Below are 12,267 nucleotides of genomic sequence, written 5' to 3' on the forward strand. Positions count from 1 at the left end.
CCCCTATCCGCTCGTTCGAGAGATCCGTTGATCCGCCCCGTCTTTGAACCTGAAACCCTGCCTGTCGAAGCGACGGGCGCCGATCTGCCGCCGGTGTCCGGCGGACGTCTCACGCCCGACGGTCTGCGCGCACGCTTCGAACAGCGTCTTTCATGGGCGCCTGAACCGATTGTCGAAGCGCCCTGGCGCGATACGCACGTCGATCCCCGAGTCGCGGCGGTACTGGTGCCGTTGGTGGTCCGCGATCACGGCCTGACCGTTCTGCTGACCCAGCGCGCGGACCATCTGAACGATCATGCCGGCCAGGTGAGCTTCCCAGGCGGCCGTCAGGAGCCATTCGACGCGAACGCCACCGCCACCGCCCTGCGCGAAGCACAGGAAGAGGTCGGCCTCGATCCGTCGCGTGTCGAGATTCTCGGTGCGTTGCCCGACTATCTGACGGGTACCGGTTTCCGCGTCACGCCGGTGATCGGCCTCGTGCACCCGCCGTTCACATTGGAAGCCGACGCGCTTGAAGTGGCCGAAGTCTTCGAGGTGCCGCTCGCCTTTCTGATGAACCCCGCGCATCACGAAGAGCGCGTGTTCCGCTGGGAAAACGGCGAGCGGCGCTTTTTCGCCATGCCGTATCCGCGTACGGCGTCGCTGGAATCCGACGGCGGCGCAAGTGCAAATTCAGTAGGCGGCCACTATTTCATCTGGGGCGCGACGGCGGCGATGCTGCGCAACTTCTATCGCTTTCTCGCGGCGTAAGCCAACGCAGACTGTGCGGTTGTCGGATGTTTGTCGAGGTCCACGCTCAGTCGCATCCGACCCTGTGCTATCGTTATATAACAATCGTAAAACTCGAAAAGCACGGCGCACCGCATGACTTTTTTCTCTGTATTGCTGGCTCTGATCATTGAACAGGTACGCGCGCTATCGCCGAACAATCCCGTATCGGCGTTGCTTCAATACCATGCGGAGTCGGCGGCGCACGGATTCGATGCCGGCAAGCCGAAGCATGGCTTGCTTGCCTGGCTCGTCGTGGTGGTGCCCTGGACGCTGGCCGTCGCGCTCGTCTACTACGTGCTGTATCACATCCATTTTGCGCTGGCGTTCCTGTGGAACGTCGCGGTGCTGTACTTCACGCTCGGTTTCCGGCAGTTCAGCCATTACTTCACGGACATCCACCTCGCGCTGAACAACGACGACGTGCCGCGCGCGCGTGAAATCCTCAATGAATGGACCGGGCTCGACACCGTCGACATGCCTGTCAGCGAGATCGTGCGTCATACGCTGATTCACGCGGTGGTCGCTTCGCATCGCCATGTGTTCGGCGTGTTCTTCTGGTTCCTGATTCCGGTCGGGCCGGCGGGCGCAGTGCTGTATCGGATCGCCGAATATCTGGCACGCACGTGGGCACGGCCGGTCGACGATCGCACCATCGCGTTTTCGAGCTTCGCGCAGCGCGCTTTCTTCGTGATCGACTGGGTGCCGGCGCGGCTCACGTCGCTGGGCTTCGCGATCGTCGGTAATTTCGAGGACGCGATTTACGCGTGGCGCAACCATGCGCGCCAGTGGCCGGATGCCAACGACGGCGTGTTGCTGGCCGCGGGCAGCGGCGCATTGGGCGCGCGGCTGAGCGGGCCGCTTGCCGAGCCGTCGAGTCTGGACGCGCTCGCCACCGGCGACGGCGGTCCGATGCAGGTCGGTGACGATTGCACGCCTCGCACGCTCCAATCGGCCGTGGGCCTCGTCTGGCGCGCGGTGGTGCTGTGGATGATTCTGCTGTTGATGCTGACGATCGCCGTATGGCTCGCTTGAGCCTCCGCTTGAGGCTCCGTTCGATGCTTGCCTAAGGGCAGCCCCGAACCGCCTCACCCGTCGCGCGGATCCCGCGCCGTCCCACACTGCCAGCATACGGTGAACTGCGCTTCGAGCGTCTCACCGCACTTGCGACATTGCCACGCAGGCGACCCCGAGGCAGGCCCACGCGAAGCGGCATCGATCAACTGCCGCGCCATCGCCTCATCCCGTTCATCGACCAGCCATAATTCCGGCGCGCACTGATCCGCTGGAATATCGCCGAGCGCGCCGTTCAGGTAGCGGTTGTGCAACTCGCAGGCAATACCCGCCGCTTCGAGCACATTGACCCAATGCTGTCCGATGATCAGATTCGGCGCTCGCATCAATTTCATCGTGAGTCCAGGAGGGTGACGGCGACGTGCTTCACCGAACGATCTGGCTGGCTTCATGCACGAGTTGCGCGTACAACGCGTGCCGCTCGCGCCGAATGCGGCCGTCGGCAACCGCTTCGAGAATCGCACAACCCGGCTCGTGCAAGTGATGGCAGTTGTAAAAGCGGCAATTCGGCAGCAGCGGGCGGAATTCGGGGAACGCGCGCTCGAGCCGGCCTTCGGTCAGATGGTGCAGGCCGAATTCCTGGAAGCCGGGCGAGTCGATCAACGCACCGCCGTCGCCGTCCGCGCTGTCTGGCAGCGGGTAGAGCCGCGTGAAGGTGGTGGTATGACGCCCGCTGTTCAGCGCGGTAGAAATTTCGCGCGTGGCGACTTCAGCGTTCGGAATCAGCAGATTGACCAGCGTCGACTTGCCCATGCCCGACTGCCCGAGCAGCAGCGTCGAATGACCGTGCAGATGCTCGATCAACGCCGCACGCGCGGCATCGGGCTGCATCTTGATCGACACTTCCACGACCGTATAGCCGAGCGCGCGATAACGTTCCAGCCGGGTACGCGCGCCTTCCAGTTCTGCCACAACGTCGATCTTGTTCAGCACGATCAACGGCTTCAGCTCGTGCGCCTCGGCGGCGACCAGCGCGCGCCCGAGCAGGTCCTCGCTGAAATGCGGCTCGGTCGCGAGCACGATCAGCAACTGATCGAGATTCGCCGCGAAGAGTTTCGACTTGTACTGATCGGAGCGGTACAGCAGATTGCGCCGCTCGCCGATCTCGACGATCACGCCCTGATCCGCCGAGGTCGGCTCGTAGATCACGCGATCGCCGACCGCCACTTCGCTGCGTTTGCCGCGCGGGAAGCACTGGAGCATGGCGCCGCCGTCTTCCGGCGCGACGAGGTAATGGCGGCCATGAGCCGCCACCACGAGGCCGCCTACGCGCGTGCTGGACGGAGCGCGCGGCGCTTTCGGGGAGCGGCCGCTCATGCGTGCCGCAGCAGGCGGTCGATCCGCTGCGACGCCGGCGGATGCGAGTAGTAGAACGCGGTATAGAGCGGATCGGGCGTCAGGGTCGACGCGTTGTCTTCATAGAGCTTGACGAGCGCGTTGACGAGGTCATGTGCATCGGTTTGCGTGGCGGCGAACGCGTCGGCTTCGAACTCATGCTTGCGCGAACTGAGGCTGCCGAGCGGCGTGACGAAGAAGATGAATACCGGCAGTGCAAGGAAGAACAGCACCAGCGCAAGTCCGTCATTGCCGCCGAGCAGCGACGGCCGCACGCCCAGCCCTTCATAGAACCACACGCTTTCCTTCAGCCAGCCGAGCAGGGCGAGCATCACAAGGCTGATCGCGAAGGTAACGAGCATGCGCTTGATCACGTGACGGCGCTTGAAGTGGCCGAGTTCATGCGCAAGCACCGCCTCGATCTCGCTGCCCGACAGGCGCGCGAGCAAGGTGTCGAAGAACACGATCCGCTTGGCCGCGCCGAAGCCGGTGAAGTACGCGTTGCCGTGCGCCGAACGGCGGCTGCCGTCCATCACGAAGAGGCCCTTGGCGGCGAAACCGCAGCGCTTCATCAGCGCTTCGATGCGGCTTTTCAGCGCTTCGTCCTTGAGCGGCTCGAACTTGTTGAAGAGCGGCGCGATGAACGACGGATACAGCACCAGCACGAGCATCTGGAACACCACCCAGACGATCCACGTCCACAGCCACCACAGGCTGCCGGCGCGGTTCATCAGCCACAGCACGACGAACAGCAGCGGCAGGCCGAACGCCGCGGCGAGCAGCACGCCCTTCAGACGGTCCAGAAAGAAAATGCCCTTGCTCATCCGGTTGAAGCCGAAGCGCTGCTCGACCACGAATTGCCGGTAGTAATCGAACGGCAGGTCGATCACGCTGGTGATCGCGATGACCGCCGCGACCAGCGCGATCTGGCCGGCATAGCCGCGGCCCAGCCAATCGGAGATCGCCAGATCGAGCGCCTGCACGCCGCCGAGCAGCGTGAGGCCGATCAACACGGCCGCGCTGACCACGACCTCGATCATCGTCAGACGGGTGCGCTCGACGGTGTAATCCGCGGCGCGCTGATGCGCGCTGAGCGCGATAGTGCCCGCGAACTGGCTCGGCACCTGCTCGCGATGGCCGGCGACGAAGCGGATCTGCCGCGACGCGAGCCACAGTTTGGTGCCGACCATCGCCACGACGGCGACGACGAACAGGACGGTGAAGTACAGGGTAGGCATCCAGGGATTCCGTGGTATCTATGCGAGAATTATATGTTTCTTCCCGCCGCCAGGCGGGACACGCTCAAACCAATTTCAAACGAACATTCGCCGCGGCAAGCGGGCTTCCTGGGAGGCCGTCTGCGCGGATACAGGGTTGCCCTTCATGACTGACATCCTCGCCTCCATCGAACATCCGTCGCTCGTGCGCAGCGACATGAATCTCGTCTGGCTCGACATGGAAATGACCGGGCTCGAACCGGATTCCGACCGCATCATCGAAATCGCGGTGGTGGTGACGAATTCGACGCTCGACAGGATGGTCGAGGGGCCGGTGCTGGCGATTCATCAGAGCGACGAGACGCTCGCCAGGATGGATCAGTGGAACCAGAACACGCATGGCCGCTCGGGTCTGATCGACCGCGTGAAGGCCTCGACGGTGAGCGAAGCCGACGCCACCGAACAGATCCGCGACTTTCTCAGCGCCTACGTGCCGCCGGGCAAATCGCCGATGTGCGGCAACTCGATCTGCCAGGACCGCCGCTTCATGGCGCGCTGGATGCCGGATCTGGAGCGCTTCTTCCATTACCGCAATCTCGACGTGAGCACGCTGAAGGAACTGTGCCGCCGCTGGCAGCCGGCCATCTACAAGGGCTTCCAGAAGCGCGCGCTGCACACGGCGCTGGCCGACATTCATGAGTCGATCGAGGAACTCAAGTACTACCGCGAGCATTTCCTGATTCCGACGGCCCCGCAAGCGCCGGTGGTGATGTAACGCGGCAACCGCTGTTCGCGAGTCAAGCCTGCCGGGGGGCGCGCACCGCGTTCTTCGGCCGGAACGCCTTCGCCACGTCGGCGTTGGTTTCCACATACGGGCCGCCGATCAGGTCGAGACAATAGGGCACTGCGGCGAAGATGCCCGGCACTTTCACGGCGCCGCCCGCTTCGGCGTCGCGCAGGCCTTCCAGCGTTTCCCTGATCGACTTCGGCTGACCCGGCAGATTGATGATCAGCGCCGCGTGGTCCGCGGTTTCGCGGATCACCGCCACCTGGCGCGACAGGATCGCGGTGGGCACGAAATTCAGGCTGATCTGCCGCATCTGCTCGCCGAAGCCGGGCATTTCCTTCGTCGCCACCGCAAGGGTTGCTTCGGGCGTCACGTCGCGGCGCGACGGGCCGGTGCCGCCGGTCGTCAGCACCAGATCGCAGCCTGCTTCGTCGACCAGTTCGGTCAGCGTGGCCGAAATGGTGGGCGCGTCGTCCTGAATCAGGCGGGTGACCACCTGCCACGGCGAGGTCAAGGCGGCGGCGAGCCATTCCTGCAAGGCCGGAATCCCCTTGTCCTCGTACACGCCGGTGGAGGCGCGGTCGCTGATCGACACGAGGCCGATCACGATTTCGTCGGGGTGCTGACGCGTCAGCTTATTCGTGGCGGTCGTCATCGTCGTCTTCCAGGGCGTCGTCGGCTGCGGAATCGGTGCCGGCGGCGGGGCCGTCCGCATTCTTGATCCACTGGAACAGTTCGCGGAAGTAGCGCGGCGGCTTGCTCTGCAGCGCTTCCTTGCGCGCGTTGCGGATCAGCGTGCGGCCCTGCTGCGGGTCCGCGTTCGGATGCTGGCGGATGAACTCGGTGAGCGCGGCGTCGTCGGCGAGCAGTTTCTCGCGCGTGCGTTCGATCCAGTGGAGCTTGGCCGTTTCCGCCTTGTTGACGCCGTTGTACGTGTCGAGCGCGGTTCGCAGCGCGGCGGTTTCGTCGTCCAGCAGCGAGCGCATGACGCGGCCCACGTATTGCACCTGGCGGCGCTTGCCTTCGTGATCGGTGATGCGGCGCGCTTCACGCACGGCGTCGTCGAGCTTTTCGGGCATCGGCATGCGCTTGAGCGCGTCCTTGGGCAGCGCGATGAGCGCCGAGCCCAGTTCCTGCAACTCGTGCATTTCGCGCTTGAGCTGGGACTTGCTGGGACGGTCGTAGCCGTTTTCGTCGACTTCCGGCTCGGCGGATTCGATCGGTTGAATGCGGGTTTTGCGTGTCATACCGATATTGTAGCGTGCCGGGCGTGCTGAACCCGCCGTGTTGTCGCCCATACGGCATCGCGCGGGGCAACGGTGGCGCTATAGCGGCAGCCGGTCGTAACTGAGCCGCGGCTCGACGGCACAGCGGCAGCATCCAAGCCGCATCCAAGCCGCATTCGAGCCGCATTCGAGCCGCACCTGGGCGGCACGAAAGCCACAACCAGGCAGTGCCCAGGCAACACCGCGAAGCGGCAGCGAAGCAGCGGCACCATGAGGCCCGGAGAATGCAGGGAAACAGCCGCGAATGCCAGGTACACCAGCGCGTACCTTGCTATGATCGCGGGATGCTTAACGATGCAAATGCGCACGCAAGTGCGTGGCATGTGTGAACCCACAGGGCCGCCCGGCCCCGAACAGGACGGCAACGACAATGGCAGCAGACATGGACGTCAAGCAGCGCTTTTTTCCGCATACCCAGGATGAACTGAAGGAAATCGCCTCGGACATCCTTCGTCACGCGAAGTCGCTCGGCGGCACCGACGCGGCAACCGAGATTTCCGAGGGCGACGGCCTGTCCGTTTCCGTGCGGCGCGGCGAAGTCGAGACGATCGAGCACAACCGCGACAAGATGGTCGGCGTGACCGTATTCATCGGCAACAAGCGCGGCAACGCGAGCACCTCGGATTTTTCGTCGCAGGCCTTGAAGGACACGGTGGCGGCGGCGTACAACATCGCGCGCTTCACCGCTGAAGACGACTGCGCGGGTCTCGCGGAAGCGGAGTTGCTCGAAACCGCGCCGCGCGATCTCGACCTGTATCACCCGTGGAATCTCTCGGCGGACGAAGCCGTCGAAATCGCCCGCCGCGCGGAAGACGCCGCATTCGCCACCGATCCGCAAATCAAGAACTCGGAAGGCGCAAGCGTCTCGGCGCAGCACTCGCAGTTCGTGCTCGCCACCTCGCGCGGTTTCCTCGCGGGCTATCCGTACTCGCGCCACTATGTCGCGTGCGCGCCGATCGCCGGTAGCGGCCGCAACATGCAGCGCGACGACTGGTACACGTCCACCCGCAGCGCGGAAGACCTGGCCGATCCTGAAGCGGTCGGCCGTTACGCGGCGCAACGCGCGCTGGCGCGCATCGGCGCGCGCGGACTCGATACCCGCAAGGTGCCGGTGCTGTTCGAGGCGCCGCTCGCCGCCGGCCTGCTCGGCGCGTTCGTGCAGGCCACGAGCGGGGGTGCGCTATACCGCAAGACGTCGTTCCTGGTCGACAGCCTCGGCAAGCCGGTGTTCGCGCCGCACGTGCAGGTGGTCGAGGATCCGCATGTCGCGCGTGCAATGGGCAGCGCGCCGTTCGACGAGGAAGGCGTGCGCACGCGGCAGCGTTCGGTCGTGAAGGACGGCGTGGTGGAAGGCTATTTCCTCTCGACCTATTCGGCGCGCAAGCTCGGCATGCAGACCACCGGCAATGCGGGCGGCTCGCACAATCTGTCGTTGCGCAGTTCGACCACGCGCGCGGAGGACGACTTCGAGGAAATGCTGAGGAAACTCGGCACGGGCCTGTTGCTCACCGAACTGATGGGGCAGGGCGTGAATTACGTGACGGGCGACTATTCGCGTGGCGCGTCGGGCTTCTGGGTCGAGAACGGCAAGATCCAGTATCCGGTCGAGGAAATCACGGTGGCGAGCACGTTGCAGGAAATGTTCCACCATATCGTCGCGATCGGCGCGGATACGATCACGCGCGGCACCAAGCAAACCGGCTCAGTGCTGATCGAGCGGATGACGATCGCGGGCCAGTAAGCGGTTCTGGTTTTGGGCCGCCGGTTGTGCAGCATGCCCGGCGCTGCAAACGGAAACGCCACGCAAGTGATTGCGTGGCGTTTTTCATGGGCGCCGCAAAAACCTTAAACGCCCTTGCGTTTATAGGTGACGAACGCGTAGTCGAAATCATTCGGCGCATGCGCGCGATGCGTTTCATGCGCGACTTCTTGCCACTCGTTTTCATCGAGCGCGGGGAAGGTTGCGTCGCCTTCGAAGTCGGCGGAGATCTCGGTGACGATGAGCTTGTCGGCCCGACGCAGACCTTCCTCATACAACTGCGCGCCGCCGATCAGGAACGCTTCGGGCGCCTGATCCCGCGCGGCGAGCTTGAGCGCCTCCTGCAGCGTCGTCGCCGTGTCGCAACCCTGAAAACGGCGCGTGGCATCGCGCGTCACGACGATGTTGCGGCGTCCCGGCAGCGGCCGGCCGATCGATTCATGCGTCTTGCGGCCCATGATGATGGGCGCACCCATGGTCGTGCGCTTGAAGAACGCGAGATCTTCGGGAAGTCGCCAGGGCAACTGGTTGTCGCGGCCGATCACGCCATTATTGGCGCGAGCGACGATCAGGGTGAGCGTCGTCATCGAATGGGAAAGGGAACATAACCGGAGCGATTCTACCTGACGCGGTGGCGGGCGCCGCCTCGTCAGGCTCCGGTGCGGCGGCTTGCACCTGTTCGCGCCGTTCGATCCGGTCCGCCTACCTTGTCAGATCAACTGGCGGCATTACTACGTGCGGCATCCACGGGGATCGGCAGCGGCGAAGGCGGCGCAAGTTCGTCCCATAAGATCACGCGAGCCGGAATATCACCGGGATCGCGGCGCAAAGCGGATCGCACGATATATCTCCTTGATGGGGATTATTTAGCGAAATGCGTGCCATCGCTGGCAATCCATTGGCGGATAGGGATGGATCGGTAATTCCTGGCGTGGCAATAAGCGAAACGGGCAGAAATGTTTCAGCATTGAAACGGCAGATGGAAAATACTGCAATGGCTTAATTCGCATGGTATGAACTACATGGACGGCGAACACGAAAAAGCGCTTGCCGGGATTTGTTTAATTCGTCGGCTGAATAAGGGTCTATTGGCGCTCCATCCCTTGCTCCAATGATCCGCTGATTAAATTCGCATAGTTGTTTTCCAAGCGACGCGCGTATAGTAAGCTCTGTAAAAACAGCTTCGCATTTAAAAAAGCCCACTCACGGGCCGTTTCAAACACACACGCCGCTTTTCTTGGGGATCAGCTGTCCGCACGGAATGGAATGGCCGTTCGGTTTTTGCTATTTCGCGAATCCCGGACGAGTCAGCGTGTCTGAACGTGGTTCAGGTACGTGCGTCATCCTTAACGTTCGTTGACGAGAGGATCTGAATAATGGAACCCGCAACGCGGCAACTGATTTACGTTTCGCGCGATCCGAGCGCGGAACTGAATACCCGCTTTCACCAGCGCGGCTGGCAAGTCGAGGTCGTGGGATCGGCGCGCGACGTGCGCCGAGCCGTTCGCGCCGGAATGGCCGCGGGCGGGCTGCTCGATCTGTCCAGCCATTTTCAGCCGCACGAAATCGCCGCGTTCGAATCCTGCCTCACCATGCCGAATGTCGGCTGGGTCGCGGCCACCATGCCCGGGCAATTGCAGGACGCCGCCTTGCGCCGGCTCGTGCGCGACTACTGTTTCGACTATGTCACGGTGCCGTATGCGGGCGACAGGATCGTCGATTCGGTCGGGCACGCCTACGGAATGATCTCACTGGGCGAACCGGCTTCGAACGATGGTTCGCAAGGCGCGGAGGGCGAAATGGTCGGCTCGTGCGACGCCATGCTCGCGTTGTTCCGCTCCATTCGCAAAGTGGCGATGACCGACGCACCGGTATTCATCTCGGGCGAATCGGGCACCGGCAAGGAGTTGACCGCGGTCGCGATTCACGAACGCTCGGCGCGCCGCAACGCGCCTTTCGTGCCGATCAACTGCGGCGCGATTCCGCCGCATCTGCTGCAATCTGAATTATTCGGCTACGAGCGCGGTGCGTTCACCGGCGCCAACCAGCGCAAGATCGGCCGGGTGGAAGCGGCCAACGGCGGCACGCTCTTTCTCGACGAAATCGGCGACCTGCCGCTCGAAAGCCAGGCGAGCCTGCTGCGCTTCCTGCAGGAGCGCAAGGTGGAGCGGCTAGGCGGCCACGGCGCGATCGACGTCGACGTCCGGATCATTTCGGCCACTCACGTGGACATGACCGCGGCGATGATCGAAGGGCGCTTCCGCTCCGACCTGTATCACCGGCTGTGCGTGCTGCAAATCGACGAACCGCCGCTGCGCGCGCGCGGCAAGGACATCGAACTCCTCGCGCGGCACATGCTGGAGCGTTTCAAGAAGGATGCGAGCCGGCGCTTGCGCGGCTTTGCGCCGGACGCCATCGCGGCGCTGCATAACTACGGCTGGCCGGGCAACGTGCGTGAATTGATCAACCGCGTGCGGCGGGCCATTGTGATGTCCGAAGGGCGCGCGATCACCGCGCGCGATCTGGAACTGGCCGAATACGTCGAGATTGTGCCGGTCTCGCTCGCGCAAGCGCGCGAAGCGGCGGAGCGCCAGGCGATCGAACTGGCGCTACTGCGCCATCGCGGAAGGCTTGGCGACGCGGCGCAGGAACTCGGCATTTCGCGGGTGACGCTGTATCGTCTGCTGTGCTCGCACGGCATGCGCCATATGGAAGGCGAACCGCTCGCCGCGCCGCACGGCGGAGACTTGCCGGCTTCGGTGCCGCACCTCTGAGCCTGAGATCAGCCTGAGGTCTTGACGAGTCCCGAGCGGGTCTCGATGCGTGTCGGCGAGCCCGGCATGCGTTTCGTGCGAGTTTGCCGGAGGCCGCCAACGGCCTCGACCGAGCGCGCGTCCCCATCTTGCCCAGTGTTGCCCATAGCGCTCCCTTCCGCGATGTTTTCCTCGATGCACGCCGCGACCGGACGTTGCCTGCCCGCGCTTGCTAAAATCGGTTTTTCGCTCAATCCGTGACGCGTACTGACGGCGGCACGCGCCTCGTCGAAGGAAACCGCATGAAACAGTACCAGGACCTCGTCCGCATGATCCTCGATACCGGCACGTGGCAGGAGAACCGCACCGGCATCCGCACCATCAGCATGCCGGGCGCCATGTTGCGCTTCGATCTCCAGCAGGGCTTTCCCGCAGTGACCACGAAAAAGCTGGCGTTCAAGTCGGCGGTGGGCGAACTGGTCGGGTTCCTGCGCGCGTCGCGCAGCGCCGCCGATTTCCGCGACCTCGGCTGCAAGGTGTGGGACGCGAACGCCAACCAGAATCCGCAGTGGCTCGCCAATCCGTATCGCCAGGGTCCGGACGATCTCGGCGACGTGTACGGCGTGCAGTGGCGTCAGTGGCCGGCGTACAAGGTGCTGGACGCAAGCGCGAGCGCGCAGCTGGCCGACGCGAGCGCGCGCGGCTTCCGCGTCGTGACCGAATTCGAGGAAGACGGCAGCCGCAAGGTGCTGCTGTACAAGGCGATCGACCAGTTGCGCCAGTGCCTCGACACGATCATGCAGAACCCCGCCGACCGGCGCATTCTGTTTCACGCCTGGAACCCCGCGGTGCTGGATCAGATCGCGTTGCCGGCTTGCCACCTGCTTTACCAGTTTCTGCCGAACGTGGCGCGCCGCGAGATTTCGCTGTGCCTGTACATTCGCAGCAACGATGTCGGCCTCGGCACGCCGTTCAACCTGACCGAAGGCGCGGCCTTGCTGCACCTGGTCGGCCGCCTGACGGGGTACACGCCGCGCTGGTTCACCTACTTCATCGGCGACGCGCATATCTACGAGAATCAGCTCGACATGCTGCGTCAACAACTCGGGCGTGAGCCCTACGACAGCCCGTCCTTCGCGATCTCGGATCGCGTGCCGGACTATGCCAAAACCGGCGTTTACGAGCCGGAATGGCTCGAGAAGATCGAGCCGTCGGATTTCTCGCTGGTGGGTTACCGGCATCACGAGCCGTTGACGGCGCCGATGGCGGTTTGAGCGTCCACCCGGCA

Annotated in this window: 12 protein-coding genes; 6 read left to right on the plus strand and 6 right to left on the minus strand. The window is 63.9% G+C overall.

The window, feature by feature from the left end; genetic code table 11:
* Positions 1-27 precede the first annotated feature (27 nt).
* Together BUE39_RS03210 and BUE39_RS03215 are read left to right on the plus strand one after the other, a co-directional pair.
* Entirely contained in the window at positions 28-750 is a 723-nt protein-coding gene (locus BUE39_RS03210; RefSeq protein WP_073427195.1) for a CoA pyrophosphatase, read from the plus strand.
* 114 nt (positions 751-864) lie between these two features.
* Positions 865-1,803 carry a CobD/CbiB family protein gene (locus BUE39_RS03215; protein ID WP_073427196.1) on the plus strand — a complete coding sequence of 313 codons (939 nt, stop codon included), beginning with the start codon at positions 865-867 and terminating at the stop codon, positions 1,801-1,803.
* A 53-nt stretch (positions 1,804-1,856) separates the two neighbouring features.
* Here the strand turns inward: BUE39_RS03215 and BUE39_RS03220 are convergent, their stop codons facing one another.
* From BUE39_RS03220 to BUE39_RS03230, 3 genes are read right to left on the minus strand one after another with little or no spacing between them, the layout of a single operon-like run.
* Positions 1,857-2,177, minus strand: coding sequence for a putative signal transducing protein (locus BUE39_RS03220; RefSeq protein WP_073427197.1), 321 nt, complete (start codon positions 2,175-2,177; stop codon positions 1,857-1,859).
* A 31-nt stretch (positions 2,178-2,208) separates the two neighbouring features.
* Complete coding sequence (rsgA, locus tag BUE39_RS03225) at positions 2,209-3,159, minus strand: ribosome small subunit-dependent GTPase A (protein ID WP_073427198.1); 951 nt, start codon at positions 3,157-3,159, stop codon at positions 2,209-2,211.
* The gene (locus BUE39_RS03230) at positions 3,156-4,415 is read right to left on the minus strand and encodes a M48 family metallopeptidase (RefSeq protein WP_073427199.1); all 1,260 of its coding nucleotides are present in this window, start codon (positions 4,413-4,415) and stop codon (positions 3,156-3,158) included. The genes rsgA and BUE39_RS03230 overlap by 4 nt, the downstream gene beginning before the upstream one ends.
* Positions 4,416-4,560: 145 nt before the next feature.
* On the opposite strand from BUE39_RS03230, the gene orn reads away from it, so the two are divergent.
* On the plus strand, positions 4,561-5,169 hold the full coding sequence (gene orn, locus BUE39_RS03235; protein WP_073427200.1) for an oligoribonuclease: 609 nt from the start codon (positions 4,561-4,563) through the stop codon (positions 5,167-5,169).
* A gap of 22 nt (positions 5,170-5,191) precedes the next feature.
* On the opposite strand, the gene mog is transcribed toward orn, so the two are convergent.
* The gene (mog, locus tag BUE39_RS03240) at positions 5,192-5,836 is read right to left on the minus strand and encodes a molybdopterin adenylyltransferase (protein ID WP_073427201.1); all 645 of its coding nucleotides are present in this window, start codon (positions 5,834-5,836) and stop codon (positions 5,192-5,194) included.
* Positions 5,817-6,428 (minus strand): ribosome biogenesis factor YjgA, encoded by a 612-nt coding sequence (gene yjgA / locus BUE39_RS03245; RefSeq protein ID WP_073427241.1) that lies wholly within the window; start codon positions 6,426-6,428, stop codon positions 5,817-5,819. The genes mog and yjgA overlap by 20 nt, the downstream gene beginning before the upstream one ends.
* 409 nt (positions 6,429-6,837) lie before the next feature.
* Between yjgA and pmbA the strand changes: the two genes are divergently transcribed.
* On the plus strand, positions 6,838-8,208 hold the full coding sequence (pmbA, locus tag BUE39_RS03250) for a metalloprotease PmbA (RefSeq protein WP_073427202.1): 1,371 nt from the start codon (positions 6,838-6,840) through the stop codon (positions 8,206-8,208).
* 104 nt (positions 8,209-8,312) lie between these two features.
* On the opposite strand, the gene BUE39_RS03255 is transcribed toward pmbA, so the two are convergent.
* Positions 8,313-8,813, minus strand: a complete 501-nt coding sequence (locus BUE39_RS03255) for a dihydrofolate reductase (protein ID WP_073427203.1) — start codon at positions 8,811-8,813, stop codon at positions 8,313-8,315.
* A gap of 789 nt (positions 8,814-9,602) precedes the next feature.
* Here BUE39_RS03255 and BUE39_RS03260 point away from each other — a divergent pair.
* Entirely contained in the window at positions 9,603-11,000 is a 1,398-nt protein-coding gene (locus tag BUE39_RS03260) for a sigma-54 dependent transcriptional regulator (protein ID WP_073427204.1), read from the plus strand.
* Positions 11,001-11,281: 281 nt separating this feature from the next.
* Positions 11,282-12,253: a thymidylate synthase gene (locus BUE39_RS03265; protein ID WP_073427205.1), complete on the plus strand. Its 972-nt coding sequence runs from the start codon at positions 11,282-11,284 to the stop codon at positions 12,251-12,253.
* Positions 12,254-12,267: the final 14 nt, after the last annotated feature.

It is taken from the genome of Paraburkholderia terricola (assembly GCF_900142195.1).
Lineage (GTDB): Bacteria > Pseudomonadota > Gammaproteobacteria > Burkholderiales > Burkholderiaceae > Paraburkholderia > Paraburkholderia terricola.